Origin of the sequence: Moorena sp. SIO3A2 (genome assembly GCF_010672265.1) — a bacterium.
GTDB lineage: Bacteria > Cyanobacteriota > Cyanobacteriia > Cyanobacteriales > Coleofasciculaceae > Moorena > Moorena producens.
In genome coordinates this window covers 79,120-98,535 of sequence record NZ_JAAHHC010000004.1, presented here as the reverse complement: position 1 = coordinate 98,535, position 19,416 = coordinate 79,120, and the positions used below count along the sequence as shown (strand labels likewise).

Genomic DNA, 19,416 nt, shown 5'->3' with positions numbered 1-19,416 from the left:
GGGAAGTATTTAATGCTTGACCCTCTATGGGTTGTGACAAAATCACTGTTAGTTCTCTGTTTTGGTCTGTGTTTTGGTCTGTGTTGGGTGGCTCTGATTTATGATTAAACCTATCTCCTGATAAAGCGATCGCATTTTCTGCCACCTCCCCAGATTCTTCACCAGGGGGAATGGCTTTGTGGGATTTGTTCACGGATTCTTTGGCTGGGTCTAATTGCTCAACGGTTTGCTGCAATGTCTCCACAATCCCATACATTTCCATTGGGTCAAACACTCGCAGCAGGGTTGTTTGGGTGACAATACCAATTTCTTTACCCCAATTCCAAGACACCACCAATCGCCGCACACGACGCTTTTGCATTTCCTGATGAGCTGTCCATAGAGAATCCTCAGGACTCAGCAGAAATAGAGGTGTACTCATCACATCCTGAGCCTGGACTTTAGACAAATTCAGCTTCAGAGACTGAAATTGGACAATATCCCGCTCTGTGACAATCCCCACTGGCATACAGTTATCCTCTCCATGGTCGGAGGTAATGACCACACAACTAACTCGGTGCTTATTCATGAGTCGGGCTAAACTCAATACTGAGACAGTTGGAAGGGCATTAACCACCTGGGGGGTCATCACTTCTGATACCCGCCGTAACTTGAGCAGATTGGCTGGTCGCAATACCTGGCGAATTCGCTCTGGTGAGACAACACCCACTAGCTGACCATGATCATCCACAATTGGTAAGTGGCGAATCCGAAACCGACGAAATATAAATAAGGCGGCAAAGATATCCCGACAAGCAGTTTGAGGAAACGTAATCACCGGCTGTGCCATGACCTCAGCTACTGTTACCTCTTGAAAGTTAATGCCATTAGCCGTCAGCCGGACAATATCGCGCTCAGTAAAGATTCCCAGCAACTGGTCTGAGTCCATTACCAAAACGCAGCTAGACCGTGGCTCACGAATGCTGAGCTGGTCTGATGGTGAGTGGAAATTGGGCAATGAACAACTTTTGCCTCGCTCCTGACTCATCAAAGCAATTATGTCGATTAGAAGGGTGTCAGGAGCAACGATCAAAGGCTGATGGTCAATTGCTTCTTCTAGGGTTGGGGCGCAGATAAGTCGATCGTTAAGTTGCATAGTTAATTTGATGGGTGAACTTCCATGACCTACGACCGCCGCCAACCGCTTAAAACTATGGCGCTGGTGTATTTACTGAGCCTGGGTTTTTTTAGAGGGATGTTACGGAAAAATCCCGCAAATATAGAAATAATATGCACATAACTTGTATAAAGGTCTATAATAAATAGATGTTACAGCAAAATCATCTTTAACCCTTATATGACATAGCTTTTGGCTTTCAGAGGTTGCCAGGTTACCTGGGACTTTAACCATGTGGGCTTAGGGGCAAATAATTAGGCATTGCTGACCTAGCTTGGCAATTGTCCGATGGGATTGTCCGATGGAATTGTCCGATGGAATTGTCCGATGGAATTGTCCGATCAGGTTCTCTGGCTTATCTAACTTTGTGTTGAAGGTGTTCTAACTACTTTACCAGCTTGGAGCTTACTCTTTTAAGTTTCCTTGACTGGGGTTTTGAGGCAAACTAGACACCCTAGGGGTTCTACCGTATAGCCGGTCTAAAACCCGCTTAACCGAGATCCGTTTCCACTGCTGACCACGCTTGGTTGTATAGCCATGCTGATTGAGCCAGTTAGCGATTTGTTGTAATGACTTACCCGATTTATGGTGACGGCGAATTAACTCAATTACATGCTGTTCTTGGGGATCATCCACCAACTCACCATTTAGGGCCCGTTGACCGAAGGCCGGTGAACCATAACCTGCATAGCCACCCATAGTTGCCTTCGCTTGTCTACCTTGGTTTAGCCTTTCGATCAGGCTATCCCTTTCTAATTCCTCAGCAGCCATAACTTAATGCATCAAGCAACTTCATACAACTATGGTAAACCAAACTATAGCCTTAGCCATCCTGGTTATTACAGCTATTCAAACCGATTAACCGCCCCTCTTTTTAAGGGAAGATAAAAGTGGTAACTATGTTGATCATTGACCGTTGATCCTTGACTATAAGTTTGTGGTAGTTTTCAAAAATTTAAGGAGTATATCATGAGTACAGTGCCTTACATCAAAGACAGTGAATTTGATTCAATTTTAACCTATGAAGGGCCAGTAGTCGTGGATTTTACAGCCCCTTGGTGTGGTCCATGTCGTAAGATTAGTCCTTTCATGGAACAACTTGCTGAAGACTACAAAGATCGCGTTCAGGTCGTAAAAATCGATATTGATGCCGACAAAGCTACTGCCAAAAAATACAGGATACGCAGTATTCCTGCTGTGCTGATTTTTAAGGGCGGTGAGGTGGTAGAAAATATTGTAGGAGTTGTTCCCTATGAAAAATTTACTGCCGCCCTTGAAAAGCAACTTCAGGGTTAATTAAAAACAGAAAAATTTAAAAAACTTTCTGAATTATGAGTTAAATTCTGACTTATTTCCTTCAAGCAATGACATGTAAATGAGGAGAATCGGCAATGGAGACAACTCAATCAGTGCGATGTCCAAACTGTGGGAATATGGCTCAACGTCACTACTTAATCGGTTCTCAAGCATCACATTATGCTTGTGCTGGAGATCAGGTCACCAAAACTGAATGCCCAGTTTGTGACTATTTAATGGTGATGTGTGCTGTGAGCGGTAATGTGATTGAAGCTTACGCACCAGGTAGACAAGTTATGGCTAATTCCGGCAAATTTACCGAAGTAGTGAACAGAGAAAGGCCTGCTATGATAGAAGTAGGAATGAATCGCCGCAACAGGTTAGTGGCTAGTAGAAAATATCAATTAACTACTGTAGGGTAAAACAGGTAAGCTATCAGCTATTAGCTGATAGCTTAAGGCAAAAGGACACTGGGATATATCTTCTTTATTTGATTTCAATAATAGACAGTTGAAAGGCACAACAGCTTATCGAGTATATTGCTGAATTTTGGCTTGAGCTCTGGCATAGGCGGAGGTACCTTCAGGAATTTGTCTCAAATAATCCAAAGCCTTAGTGTAGTTGTTCAAAACAGCTTGATTATCAGCCATCTTTAATAGATAGTTAGCCCTAATTTCTTGCTTAGCGGTATAGTCAACAATTTTTGACTGAGCCTTAGCATAGGCATCGGTATGTTTAGGAATTTTTTTCAAATATACCAATGCACCGGTAAAGTCTTGCTGAGCGGCTCGATTGTAAGCCTGCTGAAGAAGAAAGTTCGCTTTGATGTTTCGCTTTTGAGTGTACTCAGGAACTTTTTCTTGAATTGTAGCGTAGGCTTTTGTTCCCTTTGGGATTTGTTTAAATGTGTTGAGTGCACCAGTAAAGTCTCTCTCGATAGCCTGGTTGTAAGCTTGCTCTAGTAACTGGTAAGCTTCCTTCTCAAGATTGGCTTGAGCTTGGCTGACCATAGGTTCTATTTGCTGTTGCCAGAAGACAATATTAGGAATCTGACTAGCCTGCTCAACTACCTCTAGCCACTTCTGTTGGTCAAAGGCGGTTTTGATGAGGGGGAATAGGGCTTTGGCATCTTTCCAATCCTTTTGCCACTGAGCGATCGCATTTTGAGCATCCTGATAGTCTTCACTATCTTCCGGAATCGATTTTACCAGGTTCAGTGCTGCTTCTAAATCTCCTTCCTGGTACTTTTGCTCAGCCTGTGCTAGCTTAGTTTCTGCCTGGTTGGGAGTCTTGAGTAAAAAGTAGCCTCCAGCTACGACTAATAAGGCTAGATATGTGGAAACTCCGATTGCGGTGAGATTAAGTCCACTAGCCCTTCTTTTAGGAATAGTAGGCACAGAGGGAAAATAAGTTTCCTCTGTTTCCTCTGTTTCCTCTGTTTCCTCTGTTTCCTCGGTTTGAAGAGTCTCTGGTTCAATTGGCTCAAGCAGAGTATCGTCAGTTTTTTCTTTGTAGGGGTTTGGGGATGTTGGTGGTGCTGGGGACATTGGTAAGTTTATAGATGGTTTAGAACTAGTTAAGGAATGGAGTGCCTCCAAAACCTGATCAGCAGACTGGTAACGGTCTTTGAAGTAATAGCGCACCATCTGCTGAATAATGGCAGCGAAATCTTTAGTGACTGTGGCGTAGTCCTGCCAAAGGGCTTCTCCGGTTAATGGGTCTTCTTCTAGCTGTATGGGTTTGAGTCCTGTGAGTGCCTCAATGCCAATCATCCCTACAGCATATAGGTCACTACAGGGACGAGGTTTACCCAGAACCTGCTCTGTTGGTATATACCCGAATGCGCCCAAAGCCGCTATGGCACTAAATTGAACACCAACTAATGGTGTCCGCACCTGCTTAATACCGCTAAAGTCAGTTAAAACTAACTTGCTATCGTCTGATCGTCGGATCAGATTGTCTGGCTTGATATCACCATGAATCACCCCTTGGCGATGGACAAATGCCAAAATTTCTAAAACCTCTTGTAGCAGAGTAATCAATCTGCTTTCACTCCAAGGTTGATTGAGTTCCTCACTCAGGGGTCGTCCAGGGATGAAATCTTGAACTATGTAGAAGCTATGGTCAATTTCTAGGCAATCTAAAATTTGGGCAACTTGGTCATGCTGACAGATAATCTCCAAAATTTTAGTTTCACGACGAAATATATCTTTTGCAGCTTGCCAGCAGTCAGGGTCATCACTAACAGGACGGAATTGTCTAACAATACATTGGGGATTTCCCGGTCGGTAAGTGTCTACCGCAATATAAGTTTGACCCCAGCTCACACGGTTAAGGATGTCAATAACTTGATAACGTCCATTGATTAACTGTTCTGGTCCTGCCCCTGGGCTAAACGCTAGTCTAGACATACGCTTCTTACTAACCGCTTACGTTGATGTTTCCTGTGAAAGTGTTATTCATGGTGCTTCACAGCAAGGAGAGGAATAGGCCGAAGGTGGCGAAGAATGGAACAATGGAAGAATAAAGTATTTCTGATCTCCGTGATCTGAGCTATTTCCCCTATCTGCCCATTAGACTAGATACTATTGAGCAGATTAAACAGCCCTAAGGGGGGACAGAGAGTAGAGACGGTAGAATTTGCCAATAGTTTCAGATCAGCCATCACGAATACCTCAGTACCGTTAGACACTCCTCAAGGAAAGTTACACTTAATCTATTCTTCAGCCATCAGCTGCTCGATCCGGATGCTCATAAACAAGCTCTGTGCAAAGGGGTGATGGAATAATGGAATAATGGGATAATGGGATAATAGGGTGATATGTAGTATTCTTTTTTGGATTTCATATTACTTACTGTTGGCCCTTTTGCCTTTATGCTGGAAAAGGGGCGATAGTAAGACAAGTATGACCATTCATCAAAAACAATCAATCCAAATTTCTGTTGTTGGAGACATTCATCAACTGTGGGAAGCGGAAGATGCTATAGCTCTTGAGCAGTTGGGTGTGGATCTGGTCTTATTTGTCGGGGATTTCGGCAATGAGGCGGTGGATATAGTCCAGATGATTGCTGCTATTGACCTACCCAAGGCAGTGATTATGGGAAACCATGATGCTTGGTATACTGCCTCGGAATGGGGAAGGAAAAAGTGTCCTTATGACCATGAAGTAGAAGATAGGGTACAGCAACAGTTGAACCTACTGGGGTCAACCCATGTGGGTTATGGTTACCTTGACTTCCCAGATTTAAATCTCTCTGTAGTTGGTGCTCGCCCTTACAGTTGGGGCGGGCAGAGTTGGCGGAATAAGAAGTTTTACAGGGAACAGTATGGGATTAATAGCTTTTCTGAATCAGTGGAGCGCATTTTAGCAGCAGTGCGTAGTGCGGCTTACGAAACGGTAATCTTGATCGGTCATAATGGTCCGACGGGACTAGGTGATCAAGCAGAAGCTCCCTGTGGGAAAGACTGGTATCCTGCTGGTGGTGATCATGGGGACCCGGATTTGGAAGATGCGATCGCAAAAACCTATTCCTTGGGTAAAAACATTCCCTTAGTCACCTTTGGTCATATGCACCACATCCTAAAGCACACCAAAGACCGACTACGAACAATGATTGTTACTAGTCCGGAAGGGACTGTATACTTAAATGCAGCCAGTGTGCCTCGAATTATCGAAACTGATACAGACCGATTGCGGAATTTTTCGATAGTGTCTCTCAAAGGCGGTATAGTGGATCAAGTCTCCCTGGTCTGGGTGGGTAAGGATTACTCAGTAGTATCTAAAGAATTGCTTTACGAGACTTCTGAAGCGTTGGTGGTATAAAACTTTGTATAGATGGTCGCCATCCGAGCCCACGGATTGTTAATATAGATTTGCCAGGAGAGGTGGCAGAGTGGTCGATTGCACTCGACTTGAAATCGAGCGAGCCGAAAGGCTCCGGGAGTTCGAATCTCCCCCTCTCCGTTTTATAGATTATATTTGTTCAAAGTTGAGACTTGAGGGTTGAGGGTCAACCCTCAAATTTTTTCTTTCTTGATGCAAAGGGCGAGTCAGAAAGTAGGTTTAAGTTGATGTAGGGTGGGCAGTGCATCAGACAGATAATGAAGCTTGCCAAGGGGGTTGGTAGGCACTGCCCACCCTAGGATTCTTGATGCAGTAGCCAATGGGGAAGGTAGGTTTAAGTTGATGTAGGGTGGGCAGTGCATCAGACAGATAATGAAGCTTGCCAAGGGGGTTGGTAGGCACTGCCCACCCTAGGATTCTTGATGCAGTAGCCAATGGGGAAAGTAGGTTTAAGTTGATGTAGGGTGGGCAGTGCATCAGACAGATAATGAAGCTTGCCAAGGGGGTTGGTAGGCACTGCCCACCCTAGGATTCTACGATTCATGACAATGGTGCAAGATCTCAGTTTAAGTAGGTTTAGTTTGCTCCATTGCCAATAAATCCCATTACTAGGCTGTCCGGAGCCAGGAAATGACTCAAGTGATAAGCTCGCTCTTCAGTCTTGAGCAAGATTTTCTCATAGAGATAGCGGGTGGCTCGATCGCCCAGGCTTTCTGCTTGAGCGGCTTGACTGCGTACTAACTGAATGATTGACTGCTCAGCTGCTAAGTCATGCTCTACCATCTGGCGAGAGTTGTAAACTCCATCAGATTCAGGAGTGAAGCAGCACAATTCAGCTAATTTGGCAAAACTAGTAGCTGGAATTCCTCCTAGTCCATTCAAACGCTCTCCTAAGTCATGGACATGGTCTTGAGCATCCTCGTAGCTTTCTTCAAAGAACTTATGCAAGGAGTAAAATTCTGATCCTTCCACAACAAAGTGGTGTTTTTGATATTGCAGATACAACCCTTGGAAGCTGGCTAAAGCTATGTTTAATCCTTCACAAACTGGGGTAGTAACGTTTTTTTCCAGCAAAATTGGATTGTCAGCAATTTCACCAAAGGAGCGTAGTAGACCCTGAGTTGTAGACATAATAGTGTTCTCCTATCGTTTTCATTAAGTGTGGCTTATTGCCATGCTTTTAAGTAGGCTAACACATATCATTTTATTTAACCTAGACTCTGAAATGTCCCTAATAACACAATTTTTAACTTTTTCAGAACCTCTATTGAGGATAATTTGTGATAGATTAGTTGAGATAGATTTTCTATTAGTCACGACTCCGTGAACGGGATTTGTCTTGGTTAAATCGGCTTAAACCCAGCAAATTATAAAGATTCAGTCCACAAAAATGGCCATTTTTAAGGTTGATTAAAGAAAAACAGTGTTCCTAGAGGTAAATAACTATGTCTAAGTTTAAAGAGCCAGTCTCAGAGTTTAGTGTAGTAGGACAGTTATTAGACTTTGTCATTAAGGATGGCTATAAAATCAAGTACTTAAGAATTACTGTTTCAAATATCGAATATTGGATTAAGTTATCTAAACCTCTCAGAAAGAGCTTGGATCCAGCCATTATCCCTGGGGCGTGGATTGAGGTGAGTGGCACCAGCAAACTAAAGCTCAAAACTGGGAAACTGAAACTGAAAGCCTATGAGGTGAGCCTTGCTGCTCCCCCCCACCAGCAGCCAACAACTGTTTTGGTTCCCAAAACTCCCACCCGGAAAGCGAGCATTTTAGTTTGTCAGAAATCCAGTTGCCGGAAACGGGGGGGTCAAGCGGTCTGTAATGCGATCGCATCGAGTTTAAAGGACCATGGTTTAGAAGACCAAGTCAAAATTAAAGAAACTGGCTGCCTCAAACAGTGCAAACATGGCCCCAACCTGGTGATGATGCCAGACAAAGCTCGCTACAGCGAAGTGGCTCCCCAGCAAATTCCCACCCTGATCGAACGACACTTTGTCTGAAGTTAGCCCATCAGTGGACTCCCGTGATGATGCACCAAATACCAAGAGCCAGCCATAAGCTCAAACGTATTGGTTGCTATGGATTCTGCCTGAATCCTTCTACCCTTGCTAACTTGCAACACTTTTTCTAGCACAACAACGTAGGCAAGAGTGTCCCTGACTTCAGTAGCAATAATCTCTGGTTCAATTTCCAGGTATTGGGTATTCTTGAATATCGCTTCCCAAGATGAGCTAATGTCCCGCCAACCTTTGATTACATCACGTCCAGGGTGAATACAAAGACTACCAGTGCCTTGAGACCAGACCTTACTCATGGCTTCAATGTCCTTTTTCTCAAAAGCTCGATAGAATGCTGTGTTGGCAGCTAAAACCTCTGTGCGATCGCTACTCATAATTTTTTGTTAAGTTTCACAATTGTGAATAGATTTAATTATATATAGTTCAATAGGATTAATCACATCTAAGCATTCAGCAGTCAGTGGTCAGCATTCAGCAGTCAGCAGTCAGCAGTCAGCAGTCAGTGGTCAGTGGTCAGTGGTCAGCCGTTGGCCAATAGACATCTCCAGAAACTCGGTTTTGACCCAGGCAGTGCAAGGGTTTGAGGTTAATTTTTGGAGATGTCTATTGGCCACTCAAGTATCGTGGCACAGGCTTCTAGCCTGTGAGGTAACCCATAGGGCATAAGCTGTTCAAGTACCGTGCGCTATGGGCATAAACTCATAGCTAATAGCACCTCAAGTAGCGTGCCCGTAGGGCATTAGCTGATAACTGATAGCTGACCGCTGATAGCTGACCGCTGATAGCTGACCGCTGACCGCTGAATGCTTACGGATTGCGCTCTTGGAGCCGTATCATAAATATGGGTGAGATTATCTTAATGGTGGCATGGAAACAATTTGGGAACTCGATTTTTACTCCCGCCCAATTTTGGACGAAAATCAGAAGAAACTTTGGGAAGTCTTAATTTGCGAGAGTCCTTTGGACATCAACCTCTCACCTGAGACACTGTTTCAATACGCTAGTTGGTGTCCCAACCAGCAGGTGAATTCAATTTGGTTGGGGCAGGCTTTGGCAGATGCGATCGCAAAAGCTCAACAGCCACCAAGCAAGATTCGCTTCTTTCGGCGTCAGATGAACAATATGATTACCAAAGCCTGTAATGAGCTGAATATTCCAGCTCAACCCAGCCGTCGCACCTATGCTTTGGAGCGATGGTTAAAACAAAGGATAGAAGACTTTTATCCCAATCAACCAGGCTATGACCCCGCAGCCGCTGCTTCCTCATTTGTCCGTTATCAATCCCCCATCCCTAAACCATTACCCGATGCTTTGCAGGGACAAAAGTGGGCAGTTGTAAGTCTACAAGCCGCTGCCTTTGAGGAAATGAACGAGTGGGAGATTGACTTTGGTGAAGCTTTCCCGGTCTCGATCATGGACATTGCCCCAGAAACGCCCATTCCCGGTGTGATTATATTTTCCCAACGAGCCAAACCCCTAGCAGCATGGATGTCAGGTTTGGAGCTATCCTTTGTCAGACTTGACACTACTGATGATAAGCCAAAGTTGTTACTGGAAACTGGTGCCAATGATAGCTGGATTCTCGCTAACTTGACCAAATCCCAAATTCTGGCAGAGGCAAAAAGCTTTGAAGAAGCAAAGCAGAACGCTAATCTTGTCCATTTTCTGGCCGTACAATCGAGTCCAACTTCAGAACAGTTTGCTGGATTTTGGCTATGCCGGGAGTTATAAGACAAGGCAACAGGCAACAGGCAACAGGCAACAGGCAGAAGCTAAAAATAAATTGTGAGTAATTTTTCTTACCTGCTCCCGACTCCCGACTCCCTACTCCCTACTCCCTACTCCCTTGGCAATATGAGTGCTGAAACTAGACCGCAAGAGCTGCAAGCCGAACAACTGTTAGACTTAGCAGCTAAATCAGGAGCGACTAGTGCAGAGGTTTATCAGTCGCGATCGCTTTCTCGTCCTGTGTTTTTTGAAGCTAATCGACTCAAACAAATCGAAAGTAGTCAATCGGAAGGGACAGCGCTACGGTTATGGCGAGACGGACGTCCAGGACTAGCAGTTGGCTATGGAGCAGTGGCAGCACAAGATTTAGTAGACCGGGCAATGGCCATGACTGCACTCAATGAACCGGAATCTATAGAACTGGCTGATGGCCCTAGCGCTAACTATTCCGACTCACCAGAAACTATACCGATAGAAGAACTAGTAGCAATCGGCTCGGATGCGATCGCATTAATTCGCGATGCCTACCCAGAAGTATTGTGTAGCGCTGAGTCGGAATGGGAGTTAGAAACCACTAGCTTAATTAACTCTGAAGGATTACATTGCTCTTACACTGACACAACCCTCAGTTATTTCCTTGGGGTAGAGTGGGTTAGGGGTGAAGACTTTTTAAGTGTTGGTGATGGTACACAAATTCGATTAAGCCCATCTGAGCCTAAAGAAAGCCTAAACACTAACAAAGTCCTAGACCAAATCTTACAACGCCTCAACTGGGCAACGGAAAATGTCTCTACTCCCAGTGGTCGTGTGCCAATTTTGTTGACCTCTAAAGCAGCGGATTTGCTATGGGGCACTGTGGAAGCAGCCTTAAATGGAAAACAGGTACTTGAAAAAGCCACCCCCTGGAGTGATAGTCTAGGTCAGGTGGTTACCTCAAAAAACCTGACCCTGTTTCAACAACCAAATCCTGAATTTCCTTACAGTTGCCCCTTTGATGATGAAGGCACCCCTACCCAATCCCTCGTATTTATCAGTGAAGGGCAATTGCAACAGTTTTTTTGCGATCGCACTACCGGTCGATTACTCGGAACTGGCACAACTGGCAATGGATTTCGCCCTAGCCTAGGCAGCTACCCAACCCCTGATCTAGTCAACTTACTGATTAAACCAGGCCAAGGGTCACTCAATGACTTAATTGGACAATTAGACGAAGGATTAGTCATAGACCAGATTCTCGGCGGTAGTGCTGGCATCTCCGGTGACTTTTCCGTCAATGTTGAGTTAGGGTATCGAGTCCAACAAGGCAATATTATTGGTCGAGTCAAAGACACCATGGTAGCTGGGAATGTCTACAACACCCTTAAGCAATTAGTAATACTCGGTGATGATGCTGAGTGGCAGGATAGCATCTACACACCCTCTCTAATTGTGGAAGGACTATCGGTAACCTCTAGTGATTAGTGGGTCAGTGCTCGGTGCTTGGTGCTTATTTCTTTGTAACTACAGAAATTCTCCTGGTATTTACAAAGCACCCACGAATAATCACTAATGGAAATTAACCCATGATCAATCAATGATCAATCCCATTACCCAATGGCTGATCCCCAAAAGAAGTCTTGCCCTTGCCGAAGCCTGTCTGATTGGATTCGTCTCAGGACTCTCAGCAGTATTACTCAAACACAGTATTGGCTGGTTAGGGAGGTGGCGGCTTCAAGCAGCTCTAATCCTACCCCCTAGCTTTGCCCTACCCGCTTTTGGACTCTGCTTAGGATTACTGTGCGGATTCCTGATTGAGTTTGTAGCATCAGAGGCAACAGGTAGTGGCGTACCTCAGATCAAAGGTGCCCTTGCCCGGTTTCCTATCGCGATGAATTTACGGGTGGCTGTAGTCAAGTTAGTTAGTACTATCCTATCTCTGGCGGCGGGAATGACTATGGGACGGCAAGGCCCAACGGTTCATATTGGGGCAGCTTTGGCAGCTCAATTGACTCGCTGGGTACCCACCTCTCCTGATCACCGACGTCAAATGATCGCCGCTGGGGCTGGGGCTGGATTAGCCGCTGGGTTTAATGCTCCCCTGGCTAGTGTAGCCTTTATCTTTGAGGAACTGTTACCAGATTTATCTAGTATAACTCTGGGTAGTGCTATTCTAGCATCCTTTATTGGTGCGGTGGTTTCCCGGCTCTTGGGTGGAGGTACCCTAGATCTGAATCGGGAACTAAGCAATTTTTCCAGCACCTTTTCCGCTCTTGAGATTCCCTTCTATTTGTTGTTAGGGGTGTTGGCTGGATTGCTAGCAGCTTTGTTTAATCAGGGAATTCTGTCCAGTCTGAACTTTTACGACCGTCTCAAGCTCAGCTTACCATTGCGGATTGGTATAGCTGGGATGCTGGGTGGGTGTATTGTAGCACTGCTACCGGATCAGTTCCATAACAACAGTGGTTTGCGGGAGTTGTTGCTCACTGGTGATATCGGCTGGGAATTTACTTGCCTCGCTTTTGTGGTCTACTTCTTACTGACCATAATTGCCTATGGTTCGGGAGCACCAGGGGGGTTGTTTCATCCCTCCCTAGTATTGGGTTCCGCATTAGGCTATTTAGTTGGCATCGGTGAGTATCACCTGCTCGGATTAGGTTATCCGATTACCTACGCCTTGGCAGGGATGGGAGCATTTTTTAGTGCCGTTTCCAAGGTACCGATCACAGCGATTGTGATCGTGTTTGAGATGACAACGGACTTTAATCTAGTCCTACCTTTAATGATCACCTGTGTGGTTTCCTACCTAGTTGCCGATCAATTAGCCAAAGGGTCTCTCTATCAACGTTTGTTGGAGAGGAAAGGCTACAGCTTGCCTAAAGTAAAGGTGGACAAAAGAACCTTAGCTGGTTTGAAAGCATCTGACATTATGCAGCGCCGGGTAGAAACCCTAGGGAGTCAGATGACTTTAGATCAAGCCATTCAGACCTTTAGTAACTCTAGTCATCGGGGCTTTCCAGTAGTTGCTCAGGGGAAATTGGTCGGGATAATTACTCAAGAAGACATTGCCAAGAACCGAGACCGACTGCCTGGGAATACGCCTATAAAAGAGGTGATGACTCCACAACCGATCACAGTTAGACACAATGACACCTTAAGCCACGTTCTCTACATTCTTAATCGTTATCACCTCAATCGGTTACCTGTTCTAGAAAACAGAAAGTTAGTTGGAATCATTACCTTTAGTGATATTATTCGTGCCGAAGCTAACCAACTCAGTGGGGAAAAAGAGCAACTAGGACCGAGTCCTGATCCCTCCTATGGCGTCTATTATACTCGCGCTCCAGCTACCGGCAGTGGACGGATGTTGGTTCCCTTAGCTAATCCCCAATCAGCACCAGTATTGTTGGAAATAGCTACTGCTATTGGCCAGGTACAGGACTATGAAATCGAGTGTTTGCAGGTAATACCTATCTCCCGTAGCAATAGTCCTGCTCAGACAGGAGTTGATACTACTAAAAGTCGCAGATTGCTAAGGCAAGCGGAAAGGCTAGGGCGACGGTGGGAAATGCCAGTTCACACCCAAATCAGGATATCCCACGATACCGCTCAAGCAATTCTAGAAACTATTAAACAACGACATATTAATCTAATTTTGATGGGATGGAAAGGAGCACCATCTAATAGTCCTAATCAGATTTTTGGTAATATTATCGATACCTTAATTCGACAAGCTCCCTGTGATTTAGTCTTGCTGAAATTACCCCAAGGCAAGGAAGTAGCACAAGATGTTAAATCTGCTAAATACGGTTCACTAGCTAAGACCTGGAAGCGTTGGTTAATCCCCATTGCTGGTGGACCGAATTCTAGCCGTGCCCTACAATTAATTCCGATACTAGCAACCCTTGCTAAAGCAGAGCAAATCGTAGTAACTCAGGTTTTTAACCCTCAAGCTGGAGAACCTGTAATGACTAGCTTGGAAAAAGCTACCTATTTCCTCAAACAGCAACTCAAAGGTATGTGTGATGTGGTATCAATTCCAATCCGTTCCTATTCTGTTTCTGATGCTTTGATTCGTTTAGCTAACGCTCACAAGTATGATGTAGTCGTGATCGGAGCTAGTCGAGAGGGATTATTGGAACAGGCGATCCATGGCAATATTCCAGAAGCGATCGCACGGGGTGTTGATAGTACTGTGATTTTGGTTAGGGAAGCACTTCATTAATTAGGGAGTAGGGAGTAGGGAATCGGGAATCGGGAATCGGGGTAAGCATTCAGCTGTCAGCTGTCAGCTATCAGCTATCAGCTATCAGCTATCAGCTATCAGCTATCAGCTATCAGTTTTTAGTTATCAGCTGTCAGTTTTCAGTTTTCAGCTATGAGTTTATGCCCTACGCCCACACTACGCGAACAGCTGTCAGCTGTCAGCAGGAAATAGCTCTGATTAATCTTTAATAATATCACAAATTGGGATTGATTTTTATAGCAATTCTAAATATAGAATGAATAATCTTGCTTATTTAGCATAACATCAAAAACTATTCGTATTTATTTTATACTGCTCTGCTCCCTGTTCCCTAAAACCCATAAATAAAGTACTTCACCGAATTAAAAACCGCTGTGACAACCGCTGTATTGTTATTCATAATAATTCAAAGCAAATTCCAAAACTTTAATAATAAAATCAACATCTGCTTTTGTAATACAAAGGGGTGGTTTAATACGTATAACATTACGATGTAAACCACCTTTACCAATGAGTAGTCCTAAATCTTTGGATAGTTCATGAATTTGGGCAAGTAGCTCAGGATTTGGCTCTTTTGTTTGACGATTTTTAACTAAATCAACACCAATCATTAGTCCGCAACCACGAACATCACCAATACATTCATGGGTTTCTTGTAAATCCTGAAGAGATTTGAGTAAATACTCCCCAACTAGGGCACAATTTTGTTGTATATTTTCCCTTTCAATTATCTCCAAAACTGCTTTACCTGCTGCACAAGAAACAGGATTACCCGCAAATGTATTAAAGTGGATCTTTTTAGTAAATGCTTGGGCGATTTCCGGTGTTGTCACCACAGCAGCAAGAGGTACGCCATTACCAATACCCTTAGCTAAGGTTACGATATCAGGTTTGACATCGTGAAGTTCAAAACCCCAAAAAGCACCTGTTCTACAAAAACCAGTTTGCACTTCATCAGCAATAAATAATCCATCTGCTTGATGGACATAATCATAGACTTTTTTTAAGTAGCCATCTGGATAAACAATTGTTCCCCCTACTCCTTGAATAGACTCTGCAATAAAACCAGCAATCTTGCCAGAGGTTGCATATTGAATTAGATTCTTAACTTCATTTGCATATTTATAAGCAACATTATTTTCATGGTTATTCCAAGCACCTCTGTAAACATCCGCATTTATAGCATGATGAATACCAAAATTATGAGGGGTATAATATTTCCAAGTACTTTGAGATGTTAATCCCATTGAATTACCACTCATACCATGATATCCATTCTGGAGGGTAATGATATCAAAATTTTCCGTATAAACCCTCGCCATCAGCATTGCTAAATCATTAGCTTCTGAACCTGAATTAACAAAATAAACCATTGATAAATGATCGGGCATTTTATCCACTAGCATTTTGCTATATTCAGCAATAGTGGGGTGTAGATAAAGTGTCGTCGTATGTTGTAACTTAGCCGATTGTTCTTGTACAGCTTTAACAACATGAGGATGGCAATGACCAAGATTAATTGTCGCGATTCCAGCAAAACCATCTAAATAACGTTTTCCTGTTTCATCGAATACATATTGCATCGAACCCTCAACAATCATAATCGGTTGTTGATAGTAAGTGGCAACCACTGGGTTCACATATTGTTGTCTTAAATCAATAATTTGTTGTTTTGAAAGTCCTACATAGGGATCGGGCTGATAATCGTATGGGGGAATAGAGGGTCTATCCTGGGAAAGTTTTTGATTCTGCATGATTATAGAAAGATCAGCTTTAAATTTTTCGGTAGATGAAATATGTTTCAGCTTTGATACTTTCTTCTACAAAGTTGGCTTGACTAAGCATCGTTGTTGTAGTTTGATAGCTGATTAATCTTAGTTTTAGTTTTTGTTCTGCCAATAATTTTTCATTTTGATAGAAAAGATAATCGAGAATCGTATAACGTTCATCTTCGTTTCCTTCAGTATGAGCAATTCTCTTATGAACAATGCCATTTTCCAATTCTACGAAGTTATTACCATAGGCATTAGATGAACTAATAATCAATAGACCTTCTGGTTTGATATGTTTGGCAACCCGATCAAAACTTTTTTGAATCTCCGCTAAAGATAAAATATGGCTGGCGAGCATTGTTTCCAATTTATTCTTAACAAATGTCCAAGCACCGCCACGAGAATAGACAACATCGAACTGTTTATCCAGATCGAGTTCGGAGACATTTTGACAATGTAAATTAACTGTTTTTCTTAATCTCTTCTCCGCCTGTTCTAATAGAGATTGACTCGTATCAATTCCAGTAATTTTGTAAGCGGGTTCAATTTGCAGTAAATGTTCTACCACTAGCCCTGTACCTATCCCTATGTCTAATATATCTCTAGCGTCTCCTATGAGTTCAGCAAGTTCAGTCGCAATTTGATCGTAGTTCCTATTTTTTTGAACAAAATCATCATAGAACTGGGCAAGTTTTTGATATTGATCGCTCATATTTTTTACTTAATATTATTTATCTAGTTTGGTTAACTTATATTTTTTGTATTCTCCGCATCAACTCAATTCCTTAGTCCATCGATTAAATTTATCTGTATTAGGTGTATGAATATAACCATATTTTTTTGCCAAAAATTTTGCTCCTGCTTCTGTTCCCATTTCGGTAATTATTCTTTTAAAGCCCGCTTTTTTAGTGACTTCATGTACTTTATCAATAATAGCACTCATTATCTCATGGCGAAATTTTGGATATAATTCAATTGTAAACATCCATCCTAAATCGCAGTCTTCTTTACCTTCTGGTTTATAAGATGAAATCACAAAAAATGCACCCAATATATTCTCATCTAAATCTAGTGCGATAATATGCACTAAACCTTGTTGATAAGGTTCGGTAATATTTTTCCAAGTATGTTCTGCTGGACGAGTCCTCAAAAAATTGTCATTAAACTTTGAATCTCCAAAAACTCGATATAAAATGGCTTCAATCTCTTTCCAGCGATTGAGTATATATTGATGATCGACAACTTCTATTGTATAGTCTCTTTTTTGTTTATTTAAATCAAGTTGTTTATTGGTTTGCTCTAATTTCATCTAGTTTTTATTTCTGGTAACTAACTTTGTTAACAACCTAGCGGGGATGATTTTCACCTCCCGTCTGGAAGCGAATATAAAACGAAATAGTTTTATACAATTGCCCAGTAACTCCAAGCGTGCCGATGTGCATTGTCTATCGCAAAATAAGATAAATCGGGGGTATCTGGTTAGGTAAAAGTTAAAACACTATTCAAGTGTACCTTTTATATGGTGCAATAAAACCTATTTTTTTTTAAGTTTTGTGTAGCTGTTGTAATACCAAATCTCAAATCCCGTTTAGCAAAGGCTGGAAATTAATTAGGCAGCAGGCATAATCTCATACAGGATAAAAGCCAGATAATTTTTGTTTACAAAATTTTACATGATATCGCTTCAAAATAAAACTAGCTGATTTTTGAATCTAATTTTAACCACTTATATTGGCATAAATATTAGCTTATACTACCACCGAATATTGTATTAAATTTAAAAAAAATAACCATTTTATTTTTGAAAATGTAAATAATTATTAAAATTAATAAATAGCCTTGACTTTTTTGGGTTTTAGGTTGATAATATAAATATCCAATGGTTATACTATAACCATGAAAAAAAAGCCGCGCTTTCTGCCGACCAAGCGCCAAGCGCGGCTTTCTACTCAATTACAATTGAGGTAATTATATAATAATGCCAAAAAAACGATTTGTTTATCTTCCCATCGATTACCACGAAGCGATGGAGCGCCTTGAGCAGCTTGCCCAACAGCCTGCCCAACAGAGGGAGTCGAAGGGGGAACATGCCTATCCCTACCCCATCACCGAGCGCGAGCAAATCCTAATCCGACTGTACAGTTACTGCGAATTGGGCATGACACCGCAACGGTTCTACCAGAAGTGGGACCTGACTCGCGAAGATATCGCTTTGATCTGCTCCTGTTCCGTTCAAACCGTTAACGGCTGGTTTAACACCAGTCGTCGCTGTTACCCTCCCACTGCTGGTCACTTGCGCCATCTGGCCATCATGGATTTCTTGTTGGAAAATTTTGAGACAATTCCAAAAGAGGTATTAGAACGATTGTTCTCGAAGGGAGAATTAAGCATGTAGAACGGTGAATTTAGAATGGTGAATTAAGCACCTACATAAAATTAACTGCCGTTGCTGATTCTGGGTATGTTTTCGCCCCCCTAGCCCCCCAATTATTGGGGTAACAAAACTCTTAAAGTCCCTCAAAGTTGGGGGATTTAGGGGGCTTTAATAAAACGAGATAATCGCGCATTCATTCCTTAATTCAGCAACGCCCTTAATTTTTCTAATTGCTCCTTAGCAAACTTCCGCAGTTTAGGATCGGGGTCATGCTCTGCTCTATCTTGCAATAAAGACCGGGTTTGGGAATGGTTAGGATAATATTTGAGGATGGCCTCAAGAGCTATTTTTCGAGGATTGTATGTCCTTTGTCCCTTATGCTCAAAGGGGTCATTGACAGTGCGATGCTCTGAAAGAGCCGCTACGCGATCGCATAAAAATTCCCATAACCAAGGCTGGTCTTGTCCAGCTTCAGGTAACTGTTCAAATGAATATTTATAACAGCGAGCCCATTCTTCAAGTAGGGGTAAAATATATGGGTGGTCTTTCCCACCTTGAGCTAACTGTTTAATTGCTGTAGCTCGCAGCCTCGAATCAGGATCAGAGCGAGCCCATTCTTCAAGTAGGGCTAAGGTATCGCGATGGTCTTGCCAACCTTGAATTAACTGTTCAATTACTTGATCTCGCAGATCTGAATCAGTATCACAGCGAGCCCATTCTTGAAGTAGGGTTATGCTATCGCGATGGTTTTGCCAACCTAGAGTTAACTGTTCCAGTACTTTAAGTCGCACCCTCGAATCAGTATCAGAGCGAGCCGATTGTTGAAGTAGGCGTAAGGCATCTCGATGGTCTTGCCAAGCTTGAGCTAACTGTTCCATTGCTGTAGCTCGCACCGACAAATCAGTATCAGAGCGAGCCGATTGTTGAAGTAGGGCTAAGGTAGGGTGCATCTCGCTTTTGCAAAAACACTCAGGACAATAGAAGGGTAATGTCATGTTATGA

Annotated in this window: 17 protein-coding genes, 1 tRNA gene and 1 pseudogene; 9 read left to right on the top strand and 10 right to left on the bottom strand. The window is 42.9% G+C overall.

The window, feature by feature from the left end:
- Window positions 1-109: 109 nt before the first annotated feature.
- Window positions 110-1,135, bottom strand: a pseudogene (locus tag F6K64_RS05685) (CBS domain-containing protein); the annotation flags it as partial.
- Window positions 1,136-1,561: 426 nt separating this feature from the next.
- Window positions 1,562-1,927 (bottom strand): recombinase family protein, encoded by a 366-nt coding sequence (locus F6K64_RS05680; RefSeq protein ID WP_287265053.1) that lies wholly within the window; start codon window positions 1,925-1,927, stop codon window positions 1,562-1,564.
- A 198-nt stretch (window positions 1,928-2,125) separates the two neighbouring features.
- Here F6K64_RS05680 and trxA point away from each other — a divergent pair, with 198 nt between their 5' ends.
- Window positions 2,126-2,452 carry a thioredoxin gene (trxA, locus tag F6K64_RS05675; RefSeq protein ID WP_008191112.1) on the top strand — a complete coding sequence of 109 codons (327 nt, stop codon included), beginning with the start codon at window positions 2,126-2,128 and terminating at the stop codon, window positions 2,450-2,452.
- 95 nt (window positions 2,453-2,547) lie between these two features.
- The gene (locus tag F6K64_RS38080) at window positions 2,548-2,874 is read left to right on the top strand and encodes a hypothetical protein (protein ID WP_063747961.1); all 327 of its coding nucleotides are present in this window, start codon (window positions 2,548-2,550) and stop codon (window positions 2,872-2,874) included.
- 105 nt (window positions 2,875-2,979) lie between these two features.
- Here F6K64_RS38080 and F6K64_RS05665 read toward each other — a convergent pair whose 3' ends face one another.
- Window positions 2,980-4,863: a protein kinase domain-containing protein gene (locus F6K64_RS05665; RefSeq protein ID WP_008191116.1), complete on the bottom strand. Its 1,884-nt coding sequence runs from the start codon at window positions 4,861-4,863 to the stop codon at window positions 2,980-2,982.
- A 495-nt stretch (window positions 4,864-5,358) separates the two neighbouring features.
- On the opposite strand from F6K64_RS05665, the gene F6K64_RS05660 reads away from it, so the two are divergent.
- Window positions 5,359-6,276, top strand: a complete 918-nt coding sequence (locus F6K64_RS05660) for a TIGR04168 family protein (RefSeq protein ID WP_008191118.1) — start codon at window positions 5,359-5,361, stop codon at window positions 6,274-6,276.
- A 56-nt stretch (window positions 6,277-6,332) separates the two neighbouring features.
- Window positions 6,333-6,417 (top strand) — tRNA-Ser (locus F6K64_RS05655).
- A gap of 241 nt (window positions 6,418-6,658) precedes the next feature.
- Here the strand turns inward: F6K64_RS05655 and F6K64_RS05650 are convergent.
- Window positions 6,659-6,841, bottom strand: a complete 183-nt coding sequence (locus tag F6K64_RS05650) for a hypothetical protein (RefSeq protein ID WP_287248980.1) — start codon at window positions 6,839-6,841, stop codon at window positions 6,659-6,661.
- Between the two features lie 32 nt (window positions 6,842-6,873).
- On the bottom strand, window positions 6,874-7,428 hold the full coding sequence (gene dpsA, locus F6K64_RS05645) for a DNA starvation/stress protection protein DpsA (RefSeq protein WP_008191119.1): 555 nt from the start codon (window positions 7,426-7,428) through the stop codon (window positions 6,874-6,876).
- A gap of 314 nt (window positions 7,429-7,742) precedes the next feature.
- Here dpsA and F6K64_RS05640 point away from each other — a divergent pair, with 314 nt between their 5' ends.
- Complete coding sequence (locus F6K64_RS05640) at window positions 7,743-8,300, top strand: (2Fe-2S) ferredoxin domain-containing protein (RefSeq protein WP_008191121.1); 558 nt, start codon at window positions 7,743-7,745, stop codon at window positions 8,298-8,300.
- A gap of 2 nt (window positions 8,301-8,302) precedes the next feature.
- On the opposite strand, the gene F6K64_RS05635 is transcribed toward F6K64_RS05640, so the two are convergent.
- Window positions 8,303-8,692, bottom strand: coding sequence for a nuclear transport factor 2 family protein (locus F6K64_RS05635; protein ID WP_008191122.1), 390 nt, complete (start codon window positions 8,690-8,692; stop codon window positions 8,303-8,305).
- Between the two features lie 493 nt (window positions 8,693-9,185).
- On the opposite strand from F6K64_RS05635, the gene F6K64_RS05630 reads away from it, so the two are divergent.
- From F6K64_RS05630 to F6K64_RS05620, 3 genes are all read left to right on the top strand, one after another.
- Window positions 9,186-10,049, top strand: a complete 864-nt coding sequence (locus tag F6K64_RS05630) for a Tab2/Atab2 family RNA-binding protein (RefSeq protein ID WP_008191124.1) — start codon at window positions 9,186-9,188, stop codon at window positions 10,047-10,049.
- Window positions 10,050-10,172: 123 nt separating this feature from the next.
- Entirely contained in the window at window positions 10,173-11,507 is a 1,335-nt protein-coding gene (locus F6K64_RS05625) for a TldD/PmbA family protein (RefSeq protein WP_287265092.1), read from the top strand.
- A gap of 112 nt (window positions 11,508-11,619) precedes the next feature.
- Window positions 11,620-14,247, top strand: a complete 2,628-nt coding sequence (locus tag F6K64_RS05620) for a chloride channel protein (RefSeq protein ID WP_287265051.1) — start codon at window positions 11,620-11,622, stop codon at window positions 14,245-14,247.
- Window positions 14,248-14,660: 413 nt separating this feature from the next.
- Here F6K64_RS05620 and F6K64_RS05615 read toward each other — a convergent pair whose 3' ends face one another.
- Genes F6K64_RS05615 through F6K64_RS05605 form a run of 3 tightly spaced genes read right to left on the bottom strand, consistent with a single transcriptional unit; the run spans window position 14,661 to window position 17,349 of the window.
- Window positions 14,661-16,022, bottom strand: a complete 1,362-nt coding sequence (locus F6K64_RS05615) for an aspartate aminotransferase family protein (protein WP_287265050.1) — start codon at window positions 16,020-16,022, stop codon at window positions 14,661-14,663.
- A 19-nt stretch (window positions 16,023-16,041) separates the two neighbouring features.
- Window positions 16,042-16,752 carry a class I SAM-dependent DNA methyltransferase gene (locus F6K64_RS05610; protein WP_287265049.1) on the bottom strand — a complete coding sequence of 237 codons (711 nt, stop codon included), beginning with the start codon at window positions 16,750-16,752 and terminating at the stop codon, window positions 16,042-16,044.
- 60 nt (window positions 16,753-16,812) lie between these two features.
- Complete coding sequence (locus F6K64_RS05605; protein WP_287265048.1) at window positions 16,813-17,349, bottom strand: hypothetical protein; 537 nt, start codon at window positions 17,347-17,349, stop codon at window positions 16,813-16,815.
- Between the two features lie 669 nt (window positions 17,350-18,018).
- Here F6K64_RS05605 and F6K64_RS05600 point away from each other — a divergent pair.
- Complete coding sequence (locus F6K64_RS05600; RefSeq protein WP_287265047.1) at window positions 18,019-18,435, top strand: hypothetical protein; 417 nt, start codon at window positions 18,019-18,021, stop codon at window positions 18,433-18,435.
- Window positions 18,436-18,614: 179 nt separating this feature from the next.
- Here the strand turns inward: F6K64_RS05600 and F6K64_RS05595 are convergent, their stop codons facing one another.
- Window positions 18,615-19,409: a HEAT repeat domain-containing protein gene (locus tag F6K64_RS05595; RefSeq protein ID WP_287265046.1), complete on the bottom strand. Its 795-nt coding sequence runs from the start codon at window positions 19,407-19,409 to the stop codon at window positions 18,615-18,617.
- Between the last annotated feature and the right edge of the window lie 7 nt (window positions 19,410-19,416).